At 64.3% G+C, this 20211-nt stretch carries 20 protein-coding genes; 10 read left to right on the top strand and 10 right to left on the bottom strand.

The window, feature by feature from the left end; all coding sequences use genetic code 11:
* Positions 1 to 128: 128 nt before the first annotated feature.
* Positions 129 to 1724, top strand: a complete 1596-nt coding sequence (locus BMG00_RS07375; RefSeq protein ID WP_078573787.1) for a GMC family oxidoreductase — start codon at positions 129 to 131, stop codon at positions 1722 to 1724.
* A 128-nt stretch (positions 1725 to 1852) separates the two neighbouring features.
* Here the strand turns inward: BMG00_RS07375 and BMG00_RS07370 are convergent, their stop codons facing one another.
* Genes BMG00_RS07370 through BMG00_RS07360 form a run of 3 tightly spaced genes read right to left on the bottom strand, consistent with a single transcriptional unit; the run spans position 1853 to position 4262 of the window.
* Positions 1853 to 2506 (bottom strand): HAD family hydrolase, encoded by a 654-nt coding sequence (locus BMG00_RS07370; RefSeq protein ID WP_245794964.1) that lies wholly within the window; start codon positions 2504 to 2506, stop codon positions 1853 to 1855.
* Entirely contained in the window at positions 2503 to 3066 is a 564-nt protein-coding gene (rsmD, locus tag BMG00_RS07365; protein ID WP_078525989.1) for a 16S rRNA (guanine(966)-N(2))-methyltransferase RsmD, read from the bottom strand. Before rsmD ends, BMG00_RS07370 begins: the two co-directional genes overlap by 4 nt.
* Positions 3063 to 4262, bottom strand: a complete 1200-nt coding sequence (locus BMG00_RS07360) for an NAD(P)/FAD-dependent oxidoreductase (protein WP_078573786.1) — start codon at positions 4260 to 4262, stop codon at positions 3063 to 3065. The genes rsmD and BMG00_RS07360 overlap by 4 nt, the downstream gene beginning before the upstream one ends.
* An 82-nt stretch (positions 4263 to 4344) precedes the next feature.
* Here BMG00_RS07360 and BMG00_RS07355 point away from each other — a divergent pair, with 82 nt between their 5' ends.
* The gene (locus tag BMG00_RS07355) at positions 4345 to 4833 is read left to right on the top strand and encodes a peroxiredoxin (RefSeq protein ID WP_078525985.1); all 489 of its coding nucleotides are present in this window, start codon (positions 4345 to 4347) and stop codon (positions 4831 to 4833) included.
* A 76-nt stretch (positions 4834 to 4909) separates the two neighbouring features.
* Here BMG00_RS07355 and BMG00_RS07350 read toward each other — a convergent pair whose 3' ends face one another.
* Genes BMG00_RS07350 through BMG00_RS07330 form a run of 5 tightly spaced genes read right to left on the bottom strand, consistent with a single transcriptional unit; the run spans position 4910 to position 8709 of the window.
* Complete coding sequence (locus tag BMG00_RS07350) at positions 4910 to 5272, bottom strand: 4a-hydroxytetrahydrobiopterin dehydratase (protein ID WP_078573785.1); 363 nt, start codon at positions 5270 to 5272, stop codon at positions 4910 to 4912.
* A gap of 56 nt (positions 5273 to 5328) precedes the next feature.
* Positions 5329 to 6210 carry a mechanosensitive ion channel family protein gene (locus BMG00_RS07345; RefSeq protein WP_078573784.1) on the bottom strand — a complete coding sequence of 294 codons (882 nt, stop codon included), beginning with the start codon at positions 6208 to 6210 and terminating at the stop codon, positions 5329 to 5331.
* Positions 6211 to 6248: 38 nt separating this feature from the next.
* Positions 6249 to 7427: a GNAT family N-acetyltransferase gene (locus BMG00_RS07340; protein WP_078573783.1), complete on the bottom strand. Its 1179-nt coding sequence runs from the start codon at positions 7425 to 7427 to the stop codon at positions 6249 to 6251.
* Positions 7428 to 7486: 59 nt separating this feature from the next.
* The gene (locus BMG00_RS07335; protein ID WP_093469927.1) at positions 7487 to 8251 is read right to left on the bottom strand and encodes a glycerophosphodiester phosphodiesterase family protein; all 765 of its coding nucleotides are present in this window, start codon (positions 8249 to 8251) and stop codon (positions 7487 to 7489) included.
* Positions 8251 to 8709 carry a RidA family protein gene (locus BMG00_RS07330; protein ID WP_078574269.1) on the bottom strand — a complete coding sequence of 153 codons (459 nt, stop codon included), beginning with the start codon at positions 8707 to 8709 and terminating at the stop codon, positions 8251 to 8253. Before BMG00_RS07330 ends, BMG00_RS07335 begins: the two co-directional genes overlap by 1 nt.
* Positions 8710 to 8845: 136 nt before the next feature.
* Between BMG00_RS07330 and rnr the strand changes: the two genes are divergently transcribed.
* Positions 8846 to 11128 (top strand): ribonuclease R, encoded by a 2283-nt coding sequence (gene rnr, locus BMG00_RS07325; protein ID WP_078573781.1) that lies wholly within the window; start codon positions 8846 to 8848, stop codon positions 11126 to 11128.
* A 3-nt stretch (positions 11129 to 11131) separates the two neighbouring features.
* Here rnr and BMG00_RS07320 read toward each other — a convergent pair whose 3' ends face one another.
* Together BMG00_RS07320 and BMG00_RS07315 are read right to left on the bottom strand one after the other, a co-directional pair.
* Positions 11132 to 12739 (bottom strand): phospholipase D family protein, encoded by a 1608-nt coding sequence (locus tag BMG00_RS07320; protein ID WP_078573780.1) that lies wholly within the window; start codon positions 12737 to 12739, stop codon positions 11132 to 11134.
* Positions 12740 to 12832: 93 nt separating this feature from the next.
* Positions 12833 to 14431, bottom strand: a complete 1599-nt coding sequence (locus BMG00_RS07315) for a phosphoenolpyruvate carboxykinase (protein WP_078525957.1) — start codon at positions 14429 to 14431, stop codon at positions 12833 to 12835.
* A 347-nt stretch (positions 14432 to 14778) separates the two neighbouring features.
* On the opposite strand from BMG00_RS07315, the gene BMG00_RS07310 reads away from it, so the two are divergent.
* Genes BMG00_RS07310 through BMG00_RS07280 form a run of 7 tightly spaced genes read left to right on the top strand, consistent with a single transcriptional unit; the run spans position 14779 to position 20143 of the window.
* Complete coding sequence (locus tag BMG00_RS07310) at positions 14779 to 15480, top strand: response regulator transcription factor (RefSeq protein ID WP_078525954.1); 702 nt, start codon at positions 14779 to 14781, stop codon at positions 15478 to 15480.
* A 34-nt stretch (positions 15481 to 15514) separates the two neighbouring features.
* The gene (locus BMG00_RS07305; RefSeq protein WP_245794963.1) at positions 15515 to 17236 is read left to right on the top strand and encodes a sensor histidine kinase; all 1722 of its coding nucleotides are present in this window, start codon (positions 15515 to 15517) and stop codon (positions 17234 to 17236) included.
* Positions 17237 to 17240: 4 nt separating this feature from the next.
* Positions 17241 to 17678: an HPr kinase/phosphorylase gene (locus BMG00_RS07300; protein WP_078573779.1), complete on the top strand. Its 438-nt coding sequence runs from the start codon at positions 17241 to 17243 to the stop codon at positions 17676 to 17678.
* On the top strand, positions 17669 to 18595 hold the full coding sequence (gene rapZ, locus BMG00_RS07295) for an RNase adapter RapZ (protein ID WP_078525948.1): 927 nt from the start codon (positions 17669 to 17671) through the stop codon (positions 18593 to 18595). The genes BMG00_RS07300 and rapZ overlap by 10 nt, the downstream gene beginning before the upstream one ends.
* Positions 18592 to 18999 carry a PTS sugar transporter subunit IIA gene (locus tag BMG00_RS07290; protein WP_078573778.1) on the top strand — a complete coding sequence of 136 codons (408 nt, stop codon included), beginning with the start codon at positions 18592 to 18594 and terminating at the stop codon, positions 18997 to 18999. Before rapZ ends, BMG00_RS07290 begins: the two co-directional genes overlap by 4 nt.
* Positions 18990 to 19262, top strand: a complete 273-nt coding sequence (locus BMG00_RS07285) for an HPr family phosphocarrier protein (RefSeq protein WP_078525944.1) — start codon at positions 18990 to 18992, stop codon at positions 19260 to 19262. The genes BMG00_RS07290 and BMG00_RS07285 overlap by 10 nt, the downstream gene beginning before the upstream one ends.
* 26 nt (positions 19263 to 19288) lie before the next feature.
* A complete protein-coding gene (locus tag BMG00_RS07280) occupies positions 19289 to 20143 on the top strand; it encodes a lysophospholipid acyltransferase family protein (RefSeq protein WP_078573777.1) in 855 nt (284 codons plus the stop codon).
* Positions 20144 to 20211: the final 68 nt, after the last annotated feature.

The following is a 20211-nucleotide window of genomic DNA, read 5'->3' as shown; positions in this document are numbered from 1 at the left end:
CCCCCTGACAGGCAAGCCCTTCCTTGCGTTTGTGCAAAGCGATTTTGCGCGATTGCCCCGGTGCGGCCCTTGCCGCAGCGTCGCTTGCTTGCGAAAACGAGGACGGAGGCGCATCGCGGGAGGGGATCATGGATCAATACGATTATATCGTCGTGGGCGCGGGCAGCGCGGGTTGCGTTCTGGCCAATCGGCTTTCGGAAAATCCGAAGAACAAGGTGCTTCTGCTCGAAGCGGGGGGGCGCGACAATTACCACTGGGTTCATATCCCGGTGGGCTATCTTTACTGCATCGGCAATCCGCGCACCGACTGGGGCTACAAGACCGCCGCCGACACGGGGCTGAACGGGCGCCAGCTGCTCTATCCGCGCGGGCGTATCCTCGGCGGCTGTTCCTCGATCAACGGCATGATCTACATGCGCGGCCAGGCGCGCGACTACGACATGTGGGCGCAGGCTGGCAATCCGGGCTGGGGCTGGGATGACGTGCTGCCCTTGTTCAAGAAGCAGGAAGATTTCTATCGCGGCGAGAGCGACCTGCATGGCGCGGGCGGCGAGCTGCGCGTGGAAGAGGCGCGGGTGCGCTGGGATCTGCTCGACTCTTTCCTCGAAGCCGCCGAACAGGCAGGTTTCCCGCGCACCGATGATTTCAACGCCGGCACCAATGAGGGCGGCGGTTATTTCCATGTCACGCAGAAGGCGGGCTGGCGCTGGAACGCGGTGAAGGCTTTCCTCAAGCCCGCGATGAACCGCCCGAACCTCCGCATCGAGACGCATGCCCAGGTCGAGAAGCTGCTGATCGAGGAGGGCCGCGTCACCGGCATCCGCTACAACCGCAACGGTCAGAGCCATGACGTGAAGGCGGGCGAGACGGTGCTCTCGGCGGGCGCGATCGGCTCGGTCCAGATCCTCGAGCTGTCGGGCATCGGGTGCGGCGATGTGCTTTCCGCGCATGGGATTACCCCGGTCGCCGAGGTGAATGGCGTGGGCGAGAACCTTCAAGATCACCTGCAACTGCGCCTCGTCTACAAGGTGCAGGGGGTGAAAAGCCTCAACACCATGTCATCGACACTCTGGGGCAAGGCGAAGATCGGGATGGAATACGCGCTGTTCCGCTCGGGCCCGATGTCGATGTCGCCGAGCCAGGCGGGTGTCTTCACCCGGAGCTTCCCGGAAAAGGAAACGCCGGATCTGGAATACCATGTCCAGCCTGTGAGCCTCGAGAAGTTCGGCGACCCCGTGCACCCCTTCCCCGGCATGACGGCGAGCGTGTGCAACCTGCGCCCCGAAAGCCGTGGACATGTTCACATCACTTCGCCCGATTTCCGTGCCCATCCGGAGATCGCGCCGAACTACCTCTCGACCGAGGGAGACAAGCGCGTCGCCGCCGAGGCGATCCGTCAGGTGCGTCGCGTGGCGCAGCAGCCCGCTTTCGCGAAATACCACCCCGAGGAATACAAGCCCGGCCCGGATTACCAGTCCGAAGAGGATCTGGTGAAAGCCGCAGGCGAGATCGGCACCACGATCTTCCACCCCGTCGGAACCTGCCGGATGGGCGCGGATGACGCGGCGGTTGTCGATCCGCGCCTGCGTCTGAAGGCCCTGAAAGGCTTGCGCATCGCGGATGCCTCGATCATGCCGACGATCACCTCGGGCAATACAAACGCGCCGACGATGATGATTGCGGAGAAGGCGGCGCAGATGATCCTCGAGGACGCCAAGGGCTGAGAAAGAGGGGGAGCGGCCTCATCCGACGCGGGATCGCGATCGTCGGAGGGTAGGAGGGGGCGCTGCCCCCTCGGCGCGTTGCGCGCCTCACCCCCGAGATATTTTCATCAAGAAGAAGCGAAGCGCTTTCAGGTCTCGAGCCCGATCAGGCGCGGCACATCTGCAATGTCGGTGAACAACTCTGCGCCCTCGGCCGCGAGGCGCGGGTTCGCGCCTTGAGGGGCATAACCGAGGCAGCGCATCCCGGCCGCTTTCGCGGCGCGTGCACCCGTTGGGCTGTCCTCGATCACGACGCAAGCCTGCGGATCGGCGCCGAGCACGGAGGCGGCATGGAGGTAGAGATCGGGTTTCGGCTTGGGCATGTTCAGGTCCTGTCCCGAGAACAGAAGCCCGTCGAGCCGGGCGCGGATCTCGGGGTGTTGGCCGAGCGTCGCCTCCATCTTCGCCTGCCGCCCATTCGAGCCGACCGCGAAGGGGATGCCGGAGGCGTCGAGGCGGGCCAGTAATGCCGGGATGCCGGGCATCAGGTCGGTGCCCGCGCGCAGCCGTGAGTAAAGCGCCTCGTAATAGTCATCGACCCAGGTTTCGGGCAGGGCGGCACCGCGCGCGCGGCCCCAGCTGGCGACATGTTCGATCGTCGAGCCGATGAAGGCCTCTTCAAGCTCGGGGATTGATTTCTCGACGCCGTGGCGGGCGAATTCCTGCTGGATCAGCAGGAAGGTGGCGGGCTCGCTGTCGACGAGCACTCCGTCGCAGTCGAAGAGAACGGCTTGCGGGATCATTCTGGCATCCGGGCGAGGGTGACCAGCGTATCGCCATAGCGACGTTGGTCGAGTTGAATCAGGGGTTGGGCGAGGATCGGCGGGGTGTTTTCTTCCCAGACGATGGTGGCGCCCGGAGCGAACCAGCCGCCTTCGAGGCACGACGCGATGGCGCGTTCGCCCAGCCCCATTCCATAGGGCGGATCGAGAAAGATCAGGTCGTAACCGGGGCCGCGATTGGGGCCCATATTGGTCGCGTCGCGACGCCAGACATCCGTGACGCCCATCGCGCGCATCGCCTCGATATTGCGGCGCAAGAGCGCGCGGGCCGTGGCGCCGTCATCGACGAAGGCCACGCGCGCCGCGCCGCGCGAGAGCGCCTCGAGGCCCAGAGCGCCGGTGCCTGCGAAGAGATCGAGTACCCGGGCGCCGGGCACGGGATTGCCGTGGCTGCCATTGATCAGAAGGTTGAAGATGCTTTCACGCACGCGGTCCGTCGTCGGGCGCAGATGCGCCGCCGCATCGCCTTCACCGACATCGGCCAGTTTCAACCCGCGCCGTTCGCCCCCGATGATCCTCATTTCATCAGCGCCTTCAGCTCGGGCGTGGTTTCGACCTGCTCGGGGGTGACGGGTTTCGCGGCTTCGATCAGGCGTTTGCCGACCATGTAGGCGCGCGCGTCGTTGAGCGCGTCGACGGCGATCAGGCGGCCGTCGCGGAAATACCAGAAGCTCGCGCCGTCATCGTGGCGGGTGACGACCCGGTCATAGTCTGCGTTGAGCCCCGCGATCTGGAGCTTCGCGTCGAACTGGTCCGACCAGAACCACGGTTTGGGAGCGTAATCCTTGGCCGCGCCGAGCATGTTGGCGGCGACCAATTCGCCCATGTCGATCGCGTTGCCCACGGATTCGAGGCGCAACCGCTCCTCCGGTCCGGGGAAGGAAGCGCAGTCGCCCGCCGCCCAGACATGGGGGGTCGAGCTTTGTCCCTGGGCGTCCACAGCGACGCCGTTTTCGCACTGGATACCGGCCTCGCGGGCGATCGCTTCATCGGGGGTCACGCCTATGCCGACGATCACGAAATCGGCCGGGAGAGTGCGCCCGTCTGCCAGTTCTGCGCCTGTGACATCGGTCTCGCCGGTGAGCCGCGCAAGGCCGATGCCTTCGAGGATCTCGACGCCGTGGCTTTGGTGCAAGGCACGGATCGCATCGGCCGTTTGCGCGCAGGCGACGCGGCCGAGGATGCGCGGAGCTGCCTCGATCAGGGTGACCTCAAGGCCGAGCTTGCGTGCGACGGCCGCCGCTTCGAGCCCGATATAGCCACCGCCCACGACGACGAGGCGTTTGCCCGCGTCGAAGAGCGGTCGCATCGCATCGACATCGGCGAGGTTGCGGACGGTGAAGACATTGCCCAGTTCGCCGCCGATCGCGGCAGGCAGTCGGCGCGGTGTGGCGCCGGTGCAAATAGCGAGTTCGGAATAGGCGAGGCTTTCGCCGTCGGAAAGGGTGACGCGCTGCGCCTCGGTGTCGATCGCGGTGACGGAGGTGCCGAGCCGCAAGGTGATGGCGTTTTCTTCCCACCAGTCCGGCGCGCGAAGCGTCAGCCGCTCGACGCCCATGTCGCCCAGCAGATAGGCCTTCGAGAGCGGTGGGCGCTGATAGGGCGGGAGCGACTCCGAGCCGATAATGGTGATCGTTCCCTCATGGCCCAAGGCGCGCAGCTTGGCGGCCATCGAGGCTGCCGCCTGACCCGCTCCGACGATCACGATCCCGCTCATCTCATTCTCCACTGGCCCGTTTCGCGCCCGACCCTATATCGAGCTGCGGAACAAACGCAACGCGACAGCATCGGAGCTTTCCATGACCTTAACGACTGGCGACACCCTTCCCGGCGCGACTTTCCTCGTGATGGGGCCGGAGGGGCCGCAACCCGTGAGCCTTGGCGATAAGATGAAGGGCCGCAAGGTCGTGATCTTCGCGGTGCCCGGCGCCTATACGGGCGTGTGCACCACCGCCCATGTGCCGAGCTTCATCCGCACCAAGGAGGCGTTCGCCGCGAAGGGCGTGGACGAGATCATCTGCATCGCAGTGAACGATCCCTTCGTGATGAAGGCCTGGGGCGAGGCGACCGGCGCGGAGGCTGCCGGGATCACGATGCTCGCCGATGCCGAAGCGGCGTTCACCCAGGCGATCGAAATGGATTTCACCGCTCCGCCGGCCGGGCTCATCAACCGCTCGCGTCGCTATGCGATGCTCGTCGAGGACGGGGTTGTGAAGGTCCTGCATGTCGAGGAGAGCCCCGGCACTTGCGAGGCCTCGGCGGGTGAGGGTTTGCTGGCCGAGATGTGATCGCGCTTGCGCTGTAAACGGAAACGCCCGGCAATCTGCCGGGCGTTTTCATTCGGGCTGGCTTCGAGGCTCGCGTTCAGTCCTCGACCTGATCGGCAAGCCGCATCAGCGGACGACCGATATCGCGGTCGACCTCCGCCACACCTTCGGCCAAAGCATCCAGCGCGCGGGCGAGCTCGATGTCGAGCACGCTCACCCCGCCGCAATCATGGGTCGAAAGCGTGATCTCGAGCTTGTTGTAGACATTGCGCCAGTCGGGATGATGGTTCATCGTCTCGGCGCAGAGCGCGGCGCGCGACATGAGCCCCCAGGCGGCCGAGAAATCTTTGAAGATCAGCCGCTTGACCATCGCGTCGCCCTCTTCGGCGGCGCGCCAGCCGCTGTCTTCGAGTGCGCCCAGAAGGGCCTTGCGTTCTTCGGCGTCAAGCTTTGATGTCATGGCTCGCTCCCTTCAGCTTTGGGTCAATGGTAGCATCTTGCGCGCCTCTGACCAGATCACGCAGCGCTGCCCTCGGATTTTACCGGGGCAGTTTCGATCTTGGGCACCTGAACCACTTCGAGCGTACGGGTCGGGAAGGGAATGCCGATGCCGTTCGCGTCGAACTCTTCCTTGATCTTGCGGGTGTAATCGGCCTGCAAGGCCCAGAAATCCGAGGAATTTGCCCAGACGCGGAAGGTGAAATCCACCGAGCTGTCGCCAAGAGCCTTCACCCGGATCGTCGGCGCCGGGTCTTTCAGGGCGCGCTCGTCCGAAAGCGAGATGCGCTCCAGCACTTCCTGCGTCTTCTTCAGATCGGCGTCATAGGCGACGCCGATCGTCAGATCCATCATCCGGGTCGGGTTGGCGGAATAGTTGATGATCGACTTCGACCAGATATCGCCGTTGGGCACGATGATCTGGATGCCGTCATAGGTGGTCAGCACCGTATAAAAGAGCTGTATCTCGGTGACAGTGCCGCTTTCCGACCCGGCCGCGATGAAGTCACCCTGCCGGAACGGGCGGAAGAGAATGATCATCACACCTGCGGCGAGGTTCGACAGCGTGCCTTGCAGCGCGAGGCCGATGGCAAGACCGGCAGCGCCGACGAGGGCGGCAAGCGAAGTGGTCTGGATGCCGAAGCGGTTGAGGATGAAAATCACCCCGATCGCGAGGACCAGGTATTTGACCATGTTCCCGAGGAAGCCGAAGAGCGTGTCGTCGAGCCGCGCATATCGGTTCGAGAGCGCCACGATGCGACGCTTCGCCCAGGCCGAGATCGCTATCGCGACCAACAAGATCACCAGCGCCGCCACCACGTTCACCGCGACCATGATCGCGGCGTCGATCCGATCCTGCGTCAGCCAGCTGCTGACTTGGGTCAGGTCCTCAAGGTTCATTCGTCTCTCCTGTCATATGTCTTGTGACAAACGCCGGCTTAGCGTTCGGGTTCCGAAGGGCTGCGGAACGGGCCCATCTCGGTCAGGATCTCGATATCCTCGTCCACGGCGGCGCGTTCAGCTTCGAGATACTCGGACACGGCGCGGCGCAGACCCGGATGAGCGATCCAATGCGCGGAATGGGTCGCGACAGGCAGGTAGCCGCGCGCCAGCTTGTGCTCGCCTTGTGCACCGGCCTCGACACGTTTCAGGCCATGGGCGATCGCGTAATCGACGGCCTGATGGTAACAAAGCTCGAAATGCAGGAACGGGTGGTCCTCGACGCAGCCCCAATAGCGGCCGAAGAGCGCCTCGCGCCCGATCAAGTTGAGTGCCCCCGCGATCGGACGTGGTCCGTTCATCGCCAGTACGAGCAGCACGTCCTCGCGCATCTCGTGCAAGCGGTCGAAGAAGTCGCGCGTCAGGTAGGGGCGGCCCCATTTCCGGCTGCCGGTATCCTGGTAAAACGCCCAGAACGCATCCCAATGCTCGGGGCTGATGTCGTCGCCGGAGAGCTGCACGATCTCGCCGCCGAAGGCCTGGGCGCGCTGACGTTCCTTGCGCAGCGCCTTGCGCTTGCGGGAGCTGAGCTCGCCAAGGAAGGCGTCGAAACTGGGGTAGTCGCGATTGATCCAGTGGAATTGCTGACCGATCCGGTGCAGCCAGCCCACGTCCGCGGCCAGTTCTGCCTCGTCCTCGGTGCAGAAGGTGATGTGGACGGAGGAAACGCCCGCGCCGCTGGCGATCTGCTCCATACCCGCCAGCAGCGCGCGCTTGCCCGCGTCTTCCAGCCCCGGCAAGGTCAGAAGGCGCGGCCCCGCAACCGGGGTAAACGGCACGGCGCATTGCAGCTTGGGATAATAGTGCCCGCCCGCGCGCTCATAGGCGTCGGCCCAGCCGTGGTCGAAGACATATTCTCCCTGGCTGTGCGATTTGACATAGAGCGGGGCGACGGCGATCACCTGCCCACCCATGCGCGCGACAACATGGCGCGCGTCCCAGCCCGTCCCCGGCCCGACAGACCCCGAGGTCTCCAGTGCGGCAAGGAAGCGATGGGTGGTGAAAGGGTCGAACGCCCGCCGCCCATCCCCGGTTTCGGGGCAGGCGCAGGCGTTCCAGTCGACTTCACTTATTTCGGAAATATCCGAATGAAGCGTGATTTCAACGCTTTGATCCATGATCCCCCGGGGGAGGTTGCGAGGTCTTTGCGCTGAATCTGGGCCCTTCGGCCCATCGGTCAAGCAGGCAGCGCCGAAAGATATCCCTCGAAGGTCACATTGTCGGCCACCTGCCGCGCCAGCGCCTCTTCGTCGACGGAGCGGATCGTCCAGCACAGAACCGGCACGCCGAGACCTTTCAGCTCGGTCACGCGCGCCGCGGTCAGATCTTTGGCCTCATGCGAAATGAAGGCCGCCCCGAGCCGTTCGAAATCCGGGATGTGGCGCAGCTCATCGCCGCGCGCGGCCGGCAGGAGGGCCCAGTCATGGGGCTGATAGGCGGAAGTCGTCAGCCCCACCGGCACCCCCGGCGCGAACTTGCCGAAAGCCTCGATCGCATGCGGGTTGAAGGACATCACCGCGACGGGGCCGTCATAGGTGCTCAGCAGCTTCGCGGTTGCCTCTTCGAGCGGGCCGACCTGTAGTCCGAGCGCGCCATCCTGATCCTTGATCTCGACCAGAAGCGGCACCTGACCGGCGACGATCTCGAGCACTTCAGCCAGCGTCGGGATGCCTTCTTCCGTGCCTTTGAGCGTGATCGCCCCCAGTTCCGCCGCCGTGCGCCCGCGCACCGGCCCGGTCTCACCGGTCAGCCGATGCAGCGAGTAGTCGTGAAACACCATCGGCACGCCATCGGCCGAAAGCTGCACGTCGATCTCGATCCCGTAGCCCGCCGCGATCGCCGCCCGGATCGCCCCGCGGCTGTTCTCGGGCCGGCCGAGCGCGAAATCATGCAACGCCCGATGCGCGATCGGCAGGCGAAGAAAATCGGGGTGCAGCGCCATCACTCGACCTCGAAAATCGCCTCGATCTCGACCGAGACGCCAAGCGGGAGAGACCCGGCGGAGACCGCGGAGCGAGCGTGACGGCCAGCCTCGCCGAAGACCTCGACCATCAGGTCCGAGCAGCCGTTGACCACTTTGGGCTGGTCGGTGAAATCAGACGTGGAATTGACGAAGCCCACGAGCTTTACCACGCGCTTGACCTTGTCGAGATCGCCAAGCGCCGCTTTGGCCTGTGCGATCAGCGCGAGGCCGCAGAACCGCGCGGCCATCGCGCCCTCGGCCACGTCCATGCTGTCACCGAGCTTGCCGAGGATCAGGCCTTCGGGGCCGTTCGAGATCTGGCCCGACACGAAAAGCTGGTTGCCGCTGCGCACGAAGGGCACGTAATTCGCTGCGGGCATCGGCGCATCGGGCAAGCTGATTCCAAGTTCTGCCAGACGGGCTTCGATTTTTGCCATGAGGGCCTCCATCAGTTTCGCGCGGAGGCTAGGCCTGCGCCGCCGCCCCCGCAAGCGGAATCCTGAGCGGCTCTCGCGGTGCCAGTGTTGCGATTTCCCCGCGTGACGGCCCGCCAAGCCCATGCTAGGCAGGGCCATGAGCAAAGCCGCCCCCATTCCCTCGCGCCAGCAGATCCTCGACTGGCTCAACGATAACCCCGACCAGACGGCCAAGCGCGACATCGCGCGGGCCTTCGGCGTCAAGGGGCAAGCGAAGATCGAGCTCAAGCGGATCCTGCGCGAGATGGAGGCCGAGGGGCTGATCGAGAAGCGCCGCCGCCAGTTCCGTGATCCGAGCACGCTGCCGCCGGTGACGGTGCTGCGGATGCTGCGCGAGGACAGCCAGGGCGACCAATGGGCCGAGCCCGCCGAATGGACGGGCGAGGGGCCGGCGCCGGTCGTGCTTTATGTGCGCCGCGAAGGCGATCCCGCTTTGGCGCAGGGTGACCGGGTTCTCGGGCGTCTCACGCCGGTCGAAGATGAAAGCTATGGCTATGTGGCGCGTCTGATCCGCAAGATCGGCACCGCCTCCCATCGCATTGTCGGCATCTTCCGCAAGACCGCCGAAGGCGGGCGGATCATGCCGATCGACAAGGGTGCCGAGAGCGAATGGCAGGTGCCCGCCGCCGTGACCGAAGGCGCCAAGGATGGCGAACTGGTCGAGGCCGAGCAGACCGGTCCGCGTGGTCGCATGGGGCTGCCGCGCGCGCGGGTGCTCGAGGTGCTGGGCGATCCGTCGGCGCCCAAGGCCGTCTCGCTCATCGCGATCCACCAACACGGCATCCCCGACGATTTCCCCGATGAGGTCGTGGCCGAGGCAGACGCTGCCGAACCGGCGCCTCTGGGCGATCGCGAAGACCTGCGCAAGCTGCCCTTCGTGACGATCGACCCGGCGGATGCGCGCGACCGCGACGATGCGGTGCTCGTCGAGCGCGATGACGATCCGAAGAACGAAAACGGCTTCCTGATCTGGGTCGCGATCGCGGACGTGGCGCATTACGTGACGCCGGGCTCCGCGCTCGATCGTGAGGCGCGTAAACGAGGGAATTCGACCTATTTCCCCGACCGCGTCGTGCCGATGCTGCCCGACCGGCTTTCGGGCGATTTGTGCTCTTTGCATGAAAATGTCGACCGCGCGGTTCTCGCGGTTCGGATGAAGATCGACGAACATGGCCGCAAGCTGAGCCATCGCTTCACGCGGGGCATGATCCGTTCGGTGGGCTCGCTGGAATACGGGCAGGTGCAATCGGCGCGTGACGGCAACCCGGACGAGAAGACCGAAGCCATGGTCGAGGAGATCATCGACCCGATCTACGAGGCCTATGAGGCGCTCAAGCGTGCCCGCGCGCTGCGTCAGCCGCTGGAGCTGGACCTGCCCGAGCGGCAGATCGTGATCGGGGATGACGGGCATGTCACCTCGATCCAGTTCAAGACGCGTCTCGATGCCCACAAGCTGATCGAGGAATTCATGGTGCTGGCCAATGTCGCGGCCGCCGAGGAACTCGAAAAGCTGCGCCGTCCGCTGCTTTATCGCGTCCACGAAGAGCCCAGCCTCGAGAAGATCGAGGCGCTGCGCGAGGTGGCGCAGGCGTCGGGGTTCACGCTGGCCAAGGGGCAGGTGCTCCAAACCGCGCATCTCAACAACCTGCTCAGCCAGTCCGAGGGTTCCGAGTTCGACGAGCTGATCAATATCTCGACGCTGCGCTCGATGACGCAGGCCTATTACGCGCCGACGAATTACGGGCATTTCGGCCTCGCGCTGCGATCCTACGCACATTTCACCTCGCCGATCCGGCGCTATTCCGACCTGATCGTGCATCGCGCGCTGATCCTCGGTCATGGCTGGGGCAAGGACGGGCTGAGCCAGTGGGATATCGACAATCTCGAAGAGACCGCGCAGCAGATCTCCGACACCGAGCGCCGTTCGATGGCCGCCGAGCGCGACACGACCGACCGCTACCTCGCGGCTTACCTGTCGGATCGGGTGGGCAGCGAGTTCACCGGACGCATCTCGGGCGTGCAGAAATTCGGCGCCTTCGTGAAACTCGACGAAACCGGAGCCGACGGGCTGATCCCGATCCGCGAGATCGGGCGCGAGTTCTTCCATTTCGACCGCGAGGCGCAGGAACTGGTGGGCTCGGAGACCGGCATGACGATCACCATCGGCCAGCGTGTCCGGGTGCGACTCGCAGAGGCCGTGCCGATCACGGGCGGGCTGATGCTGGAGCTCTTGGAGGTCGAGGGGCAGGGGATGCCCTCGGGCAATGGCAAGCGCCGCAAGGGCCGTCGTCCGGGTACGCGCCCGCCGCGCAAGCCGGCCCGCGATGCGGCGAAGAAGAAGGCCATCGCGCGCAAGGTCAAGCGCACCCGCAAGAAATAGGGCCTACAGCATCCACTCGATCGGCAGGCGCTGGGCGATCCAGAGCACGATGCGGTGTGTCAGCGGCACGCCCGGTTCGCGTTTGAGCACCGGCTGACCGGGGCGCGACCAGCGCAGTTGCTGCGTGCGCGTCAGGCGTAGCCGCCATGCGCGCTCGGGGAAGAACTCGCGGAAGGCATCGGAGATATGCGCTGCGATCTCGGGCGATACGAGCACCAGCCCCAGCTCGGTATTGAGCCGCATCGAGCGGGGATCGAAGTTGAATGACCCGATGAAGACGCGCTCACGATCCGCCGCAAAGACTTTCGCGTGCAGCTTGTTGCGCGAAAAGGGGGAGGTGCCGCGAATATCCGAGCCCACGAACTGCCCCGGCCGGAGCCGCGTGGGGAGTCTTGCCTCGGCGTCCGGGGCGTATTCGTAAAGCTCGATCCCAGCGCGCAGGAGGCTCTTGCGGCGATGCGCATAGCCAGAATGCACGAGCGGAACATCGGTCGCGGCATATGAGTTGGTGAGCACCCGGATCTTCGCGCCCGCTTTCGCGATCCGGCGCAGGTAGCCCACCCCGGCACGCGTCGGCACGAGGTAAGGCGTGATCAGCACCAGTTCCTGCGTCGGCGTGCCGAGCGCGCGGATGAGATATTCCCAAAGCAGCTTGCGACCTTTCAGAAGCCCATGGATCTTCGAGGGGTGGTCGTAGATGAGCTGCGCCTCGGCGGCGATGTTCGGCGCATCCGGGTCGAGGATCCGTTTCCCGCGTTCTGGGCTCGCAATGGCTGCGGCATAGGCGCTGGCGTCGGGGGAGCACAGCCGCAACTCTTCGTTCTCCACGATGGCGCGGGCCTCCTCTTCGGCGCAGCCGCCGAGCATCACTCTGGCCGGAATTGCCGACGGGGCGTTCCAATAGAGATCGAACTGACGACCGACCTGCGGGAGAACCGGGCCCGCGACGGCAACATCCATGTCCATGTAGAGGCCGGCGGAAGAAAGGTCGTTGAAATAGTCGTCTCCGATATTGCGCCCGCCAAGGATCGCGATTCGCCCGTCGGCGATCATCGCCTTGTTGTGCATGCGCCGGTTCAGGCGGCGGAAATCCGACAGGTAGCCCAGCACCCGTGCGCGCCGGATCGGGAAGGGATTGAAGAGCCGCACTTCGATATTCGGAAGCTGATCGAGAGCCGCGAGCGTGCGGTCCAGCCCTGCCGTGCCATTGTCGTCGATCAGGAGCCGCACCCGGACGCCTCGCGCTGCGGCAGCCCTCAACGCGCCCAGCATTAGCGCTCCCGCGATGTCGTCTTGCCAGATGTAGTATTGCAGATCGAGTGAGGCCTCGGCCGCAGCAACAAGCTCGAGCCGTGCCGCAAGCGCGTCCACAGGGTCGGTCAGGAGCTGGACCGCGTTCTTGTCAGCCGCTTTGGCGAGCCGGGCCGCGAGAGCGCGTGCGATGCGGCCCGTTTCGGGTGCCATCCGGATTTCGCCATGCGGGAAAGGCCCTCTCGGGAGGCGATGAGAGAGTCGTGCCACCACCAGGGTCAGGCCGATGAGCCCGATGAGTGCGGCTACGGCCGACAGCGCGAGGATAAGGATCAGCGAGAACACCATGACCCGCATCATGTAGCGGGATCATGGAGTTGGGGAAGTCCCTGTTTGGAATGAAAAAAGGGCCGGCAAAAATGCCGGCCCTTTCAATTTCGTGTTCGCGTAGGATCAGCCGATGGCGACGGCCTTCACCTCGTCATCGATATAGGGGACGTATTGCGCGAAATTGTCGGCGAACATCTGCACGAGCTTGGCCGCCTGCGCGTCATAGGCGTCCTTGTCGTCCCAGGTGCGGCGCGGGTCGAGCAGGACGTCAGAGACGCCCGGAACCGCGACCGGCACGTCGAAGCCGAAGTTCTCGTCCTTGCGGAATTCGACATCGTGCAGCGAGCCGTCGAGCGCGGCGGTCAGCAACGCGCGTGTGGCGCGGATCGGCATGCGCGACCCGGTGCCGAAGGCGCCGCCGGTCCAGCCGGTGTTGACCAGCCAGCACGAGGCGCCATGCTCGTGGATCTTCTCCTGAAGCAGCTTGCCGTAGACCTCGGGACGGCGCGGCATGAAGGGCGCGCCGAAGCAGGTCGAGAAGGTCGGAAGCGGTTCGGTCACGCCCACTTCAGTGCCCGGGGTCTTCGAGGTGAAGCCCGAGAGGAAGTGATACATCGCCTGCGCCGGGGTCAGACGCGCGATCGGCGGCAGCACGCCATAAGCGTCGCAGGTCAGCATGATCACGTTCTTCGGATGACCACCGAGCGAGGTCTCCGAGGCATTCGAGATGTAATGCAGCGGATAGGCGCAGCGCATGTTGTCGGTCAGCGAGTTGTCTTCGAAGTCCAGCTCCAGGGTCTCGGGATCGTAGACCATGTTCTCGACCACGGTGCCGAACATCGAGCAGGTGTTGTAGATGTCGGGTTCGGCTTCCTTCGAGAGGTTGATCGTCTTGGCGTAGCAACCACCTTCGAAGTTGAAGATGCCGTTTTCCGACCAGCCATGCTCGTCATCGCCGATCAGCACGCGCGAGGGATCGGCCGAAAGCGTGGTCTTGCCGGTGCCCGACAGGCCGAAGAAGACCGCCGAGTCATCGGGGTTGCCGATCGCGTGGTTCGCCGAGCAGTGCATCGCCATGATGCCCTTGCCGGGCAGGATGTAGTTGAGAAGCGTGAACACGCCTTTCTTGTTCTCGCCCGCATAGGCCGTGTTGCCGATGAGGATCAGCTTCTTGTCGAAGTTGAGCGCGATGACGGTTTCGGTGCGGCAGCCATGGCGTTCGGGGTCGGCTTTGAACGACGGGCAGTTGATGATCGTCCATTCCGGCTCGAACGTATCAAGCTCGGCGCGCTCGGGGCGGCGCAGCATGGTGCGCAGGAACAACCCGTGCCACGCAAGCTCGGCCACGAGGCGCACGTCGAGGCGATGCTCCGGATCGGCACCGCCGTAGAGATCCTCGACGAAATAGTCCTTGCCCTGCATGTGGGCGAGCATGTCGGCATGCAGGCGGTCGAACGCGTCAGCCGCCATCGGCTTGTTGTTTTCCCACCAGATCGTGTTTTCGACGGACGGAGTGCGAACGACGAACTTGTCCTTCGGCGAGCGGCCAGTGTGCTGACCGGTCGAGCAATAAAAGGCGCCACCCTTGCCCAGAACGCCTTCTTCACGCTTCAGGGCGTGCTCGATCAGTGCCGGCTCAATCAGGTTGTAATAAACGTTGCCGAGACCAGTGATACCTTGATCTTCAAGGCGTTTCGCCGGGTTCACACGTCCGATGCTCATCTCTCGCTCCCGATGCCGTCTCGCGGCGTTCATTGGGTTCCTCCCGGCGCTTCGGGGTCTCGGAGCGCCGATCCGAGCAATAATCTTACTCGGATGGCCGCCCTATAGCATGACAATTTTGCGAAGGAACAGGAAGCATTGACGCAGTTAGCGCAACCATTGTCACGTTTAGCGCCACCAGAGCGGATTGTCGCGGAAAGGTGAGGCAAATTAGTCAATCCATCAGGATTTTCGCGACGGATGATTCGTGAAAACAGTCTGATTCGCACGTTCCTGTTGATTTGGCCGTTCTGAAAGATGATGATGGCTGCCAATAACAAACAAGAGCAGTAAAGGGATTTTCCGCCATGTCGAGGATCGCGCTGGTCGATGACGACCGCAATATTCTGACTTCCGTTTCGATGACTCTCGAAGCTGAGGGGTATGATGTAGAGACCTACAACGATGGTCAGGCGGCCTTCGATGCGTTCACCAAGCGTCTGCCCGACATGGCCGTTCTCGACATCAAGATGCCGCGGATGGACGGAATGGAGCTGCTGCAGAAGCTGCGCCAGAAGACCGCGATGCCGGTGATTTTCCTCACCTCCAAGGATGACGAGATCGACGAGGTTCTCGGCCTGCGCATGGGCGCCGACGATTACGTCAAGAAGCCCTTCAGCCAGCGTCTTCTGGTCGAACGCATCCGCGCGCTGCTGCGCCGTCAGGAAGCGATTTCGACCGGCGAGGTGGCGACGACCGAAGACACCAAGGTGATGGTGCGCGGCTCGCTCGAGATGGACCCGCTGCGTCACGCGGTGATGTGGAAGGGGCGGGACGTCACGCTGACCGTGACCGAATTCCTGCTGCTTCAGGCGCTTGCCCAGCGGCCAGGCTTCGTGAAGTCGCGCGATCAGCTGATGGACGTGGCCTATGACGATCAGGTCTATGTCGACGACCGCACGATCGACAGCCATATCAAGCGGCTGCGCAAGAAGATGCGGTCGGTGGACGAGGAGTTCTCGGCGATCGAGACACTCTACGGCATCGGTTATCGCTACAACGAAGAGTGATCCCAGCCTCATGAGTATCGCGGGGAGGGTCGGAATGGGGCGCAAGAACCCCCGAAAGGTGCCGAGAAAGGCGCTGGAGACGGATGTCGTCCTGGGTGAAGACTGGGTCGCGCCCGATGGCATGATCGACGACGATCTGCGTCAGGGGCGCGCCCGGCGCACGATCATTTCGCTCAACCGCTCCCCGCTTGCGCGCAAGATCATCACCTTCAACCTGTTGGCGATGATCGTGTTGGTGGCGGGGGTGCTGTATCTCAATCCCTTCCGCGACAGTCTCGTGCTGCAACGCGAAAGCGGCCTGGTGAACGAGGCTCAGCTCGCCGCCGACGTGTTCGAGGCGCAGCTGCCTGCGGGCGCGCCGGTCAATCTCGCGGCCGGTGACGGGATCGACCCGCTCGCCACGATCCGCGGGATCGAGCTGCCCGACGGGGCCGATCTGTTTCTCTTCGATCCGGGTCAGGCGCTGATCGGCACCACGACCAGCGGAGACCGCGCACCGGTCGAGAAGGTCGAGGGCCTCGATCTCGATCATCGCTCGACCTTCCTCACCGATGTTCTGGGCCGCGCCTGGGATGGCGTCGCGCAGTTGATTTCGCGCGGAGGCGGCACGAATGGCGACAGCGCGCTCGAAATGGTGCGCGCGCTCGTTCCCGCGGCACTTGATGGGCGCACCCAGATCGCATCGAAGAAGAACGCTTCCGGCTCGACGATCTTCGCCGTCGCCACCCCGATCCGTCAGGGCGAGCGTGTGGTGGGCGTCGTCGGCCTGAGCTCGGTGGCGGGTCAGATCGACGCGCTGGTCCGGGTCGAGCGCGAACAGGTGCTCCAGATGTTCGTGATCGCGATCATCGTCTCTATCGGTCTGTCGCTGGTTCTGGCCTCGACCATCGCCAACCCGCTGTCCGATCTGGCCGCCGCTGCCGAGATCGGGCGCGACAAGAACGCCCGCAAGATGTCGCCGTCGCGCGTGCGCATCCCCGACCTGACCGCACGGCCCGACGAGATTGGGCGGCTTTCGGGCGCGATGCGCGGCATGGTGGGCGCGCTTTACGAACGTATCGACGCGAACGAGCAATTCGCGGCCGACGTGGCCCATGAGATCAAGAACCCGCTGGCCAGCCTGCGCTCTGCGGTGGCGTCGCTGCACATGGTCAAGAAAGATGAGCAGCGCACACGCCTGCTTGAGGTGATCGATCACGACGTGCGCCGCCTCGACCGTCTGGTGAGCGACATTTCCAATGCCTCGCGGCTCGATTCCGAGCTTGTGAAGGAAGAGGAAGAGCCGTTCGACCTGATCAAGATGGTGGCGAACCTCAGCGAGTATCTCGGTCAGCAGGCGCGCGAGAAGGGCGTCGATTTCATCACCGACCTGCCGCAGCAACCTGTGGTGATCTCGGGGCTGGAAGCGCGGCTTGCGCAGGTTTTCGTCAACCTGATCACTAACGCGACCTCTTTCTGCGAAGAGGGCGACGCGGTCCGTGTCTGGGCCCGCCAACGCGACAATCGCGTGCTGGTCGTGGTCGAGGATACGGGGCCTGGGATTCCCGAAGAGGCGCTGACTAAGGTCTTCAAACGCTTCTATTCGGAACGCCCCGTGGGCCAGTTCGGCGACCACTCCGGTCTCGGCCTCGCGATCTCGAAGCAGATCGTCGAGGCGCATGGCGGCGTGATCTGGGCAGAGAATATCCGGCCGACCGATGCCGACCCGACCTCCGATCCGCTCGGAGCGCGTTTCGTCGTCGGTTTGCCGGTCTGATCCGATGGGCGGGCCCGGCACCGCCTCTCTCAATCTTCACGCCAGCGTCGTCGCGCTCGATCCCGAGCGCGGCGTTTTGATCAAAGGCGCATCGGGCACGGGAAAATCCCTGCTCGCGCTGAGACTGATGGCATATGGCGCGCGGCTCGTGGCGGATGACCGGACCAATCTGACTGTCGAAGGAGGGCACCTGATCGCGCGCGCGCCCACACCGATCGCTGGCCGGATCGAAGCGCGCGGCGTGGGTATCCTGCGTGCCGATCCGCTGTCGCATGCGCGCATCACCCTGAGCGTCGATCTCGACCGAGAGGAGACCGAGCGCCTTCCGAACTGTCGAAAAGACAGTCTCTTGGGGGTCGAACTTCCTCTTGTGCTGCGGGTGCAACATGATCATTTTGACGTGGCAATTCTGCAATGGCTCAAAGGAGGCCGATGGGCGTGACCCGATCCGATCCGGCATGGACACAGTCGGGCCAGCGCGTGGTTCTGGTGACCGGACCTTCGGGGGCCGGGCGCACGACCGCGATCGGCGCGCTCGAGGATCTCGGCTATGAGCCGATCACGAACCTGCCCCTCGGCCTCGTTCCGCGCCTGCTCTCGGGCCACTTGCCGCATCCGGTGGCGCTTGGTGTCGATGTGCGTGCGCGCGATTTTTCGGCCTCGGCCTTGATCGAGCTGATCGACGCGCTTACCCGCCTGCCCGAACTCAACCTCGAGCTCGTCTATCTCGATGCGCGTCCCGAGGTGCTCGAGCGGCGCTATTCCGAGACACGCCGCCGCCATCCGCTCGCCCGCGACGACGATCCGGGTGCGGGCATCGTGCAGGAGCTCGACATCCTGGCCCCGATCAAGCTGCGCGCCGATGTATTGATCGACACCTCCGAGATGAGCCCGCATGACCTGCGCGCCGAGATCGGCCGGTTCTTCGATACCGGCCAGATCGAAAAGCTCTCCGTCTCGGTCAATTCCTTCAGCTACAAGCGCGGGGTGCCGCGCGGGCTCGATCTCATGTTCGATTGTCGATTTCTTGCGAACCCGCATTGGGAGCCGGCGCTGCGCCCGCATGACGGTCGCGATGCCGCCGTGGCGGAGTATGTGGCAGACGATCCCCGCTACGGTGAATTTCACCAGCGCGTGCTCGATCTGTTGCTGTTTCTCCTTCCGGCCTATGTGGCCGAGGGCAAGACGCATCTCTCGATTGGCTTCGGTTGCACCGGGGGGCAACACCGCTCGGTCGCGATGACCGAAAGCATTGCCAAAGCGCTTGCGGAAGCCGGGTGGCAAGTGTCTAAACGTCATAGAGAATTGGAACGTCGCGCGCCTGAGGGCGCCGGTACGAGTGTGAGGACGGGCGCGTGATCGGGATCGTGATCGTGGCACATGGGGGGCTTGCGCGGGAATATCTCGCAGCGGTCGAACATGTCGTCGGCCCCCAGAACGGTATCCGCGCCATCACCATCGAGGATGATCACGACCGCGCGGGAAAACAGGCCGAGATTCGCGCCGCCGCCGATGCGGTCGATAGCGGCGAGGGTGTCGTGGTCGTCACCGACATGTTCGGCGGCTCGCCCTCCAATCTCTCCCTTATGGCCTGCGAGGCCTGCGACCGGGAAATCATCTACGGTGCCAACCTGCCGTTGCTGATCAAGCTCGCGAAATCACGCAGCCTTGGCGTGCACGCGGCCGTCGAGGCCGCGCTCGATGCGGGCCGCAAATACATCAACAGCTACAACGCCCGCGAAGGAGCTGCCAAATGTCCGTGATCCGCCGCCTCGAGATTGTGAACGAGAAGGGGCTCCACGCGCGCGCCTCCGCCCGCTTCGTCGAGGTTGTCGAGGATCACGACGCGCGGGCCGAGGTGGCAAAGGATGGCCAGTCGGTCTCGGGAGACAGCATCATGGGGCTTTTGATGTTGGCAGCCTCGCGCGGAACCACTATTGAGGTCACGACAAGCGGGGCCGAGGCCGAGAAGCTCGCCGATGCGCTGCAGGCGCTCGTGGAGGACAAGTTCGGCGAAGGCATGTGACCCGCGCATAGCCAAGAGGTCCGGTCGTGGATCAACAGGTCGAAATCGCCGAAGCCCAAGCCCTGTCCAAACCCTATGACAAGCGTCGCTTGTCCTATGCGGGCACGTTCACGAACCCTTTCAAGGTCGGCACGATCCAGACCCTGGAATGGCTCACCGCCAAGACCCACCTGCTTCGCCTGATCCGCAAGTTCGAGAAACGCGGCGCGCCGGTGGGGGCGGAGTTCTGGCCGCAGGCGCTCGACGTGATGGGGATCGAGGTCACCACCCCGCCCGAACAAATCGCGCGCATCCCCAAGGAGGGCCCGCTCGTCGTGGTCGCGAACCATCCGCACGGGCTGGTGGACGGGATGGTGCTGGCCTACCTGATCGGTCAGGTGCGCGATGACTACCTGATCCTCACGCGCTCATTGCTGACCGGGATCCCCGAAATCGAGCAATACATGCTGCCGGTACCTTTCCCGCATGAGGAAAACGCGCGCGAGGACAGCTTGAAGATGCGCGCCGCCTGCATGGCACAGCTCAAGCGCGGTGGCGTCGTGGTGCTCTTCCCGGCCGGCCAGGTTGCCCATTCCGAGACTCTGATGGGGCCGGTGATCGAGCAGGAATGGAACCCTTTCACCGCGAAGATGCTCGCGCGATCGGGGGCCTCTGTGCTGCCGATCCATTTTCCGGGCCGCAACTCGCGCGCCTATCAGATCGCAAACAAGCTCTCGGCGACGGTGCGTCAGGGGCTGTTGCTCTATGAGATCAAGCGCGCGCTCTACAAGCCGCAACATCCGGTGATCGGCCATGCCAAATCTGCCGAAGAGATCGCCGAGCCGCTGAAGAATCCGCGCAAGTTCCTCTCCGATCTGCGCAAGGAAACGCTGGCGCTCTGAAAGGCTGGAGGAAGGGCGTGCGGCCTTCCTTGCCGGAGGGTGACAGATGATGGCCGAACAGGGGGGCG

It is taken from the genome of Thioclava marina (genome assembly GCF_002020135.1).
Lineage (GTDB): Bacteria > Pseudomonadota > Alphaproteobacteria > Rhodobacterales > Rhodobacteraceae > Thioclava > Thioclava marina.
The sequence above is the reverse complement of the archived record's forward strand: the minus strand, read 5'-3'. Positions and strand labels throughout refer to the sequence as shown.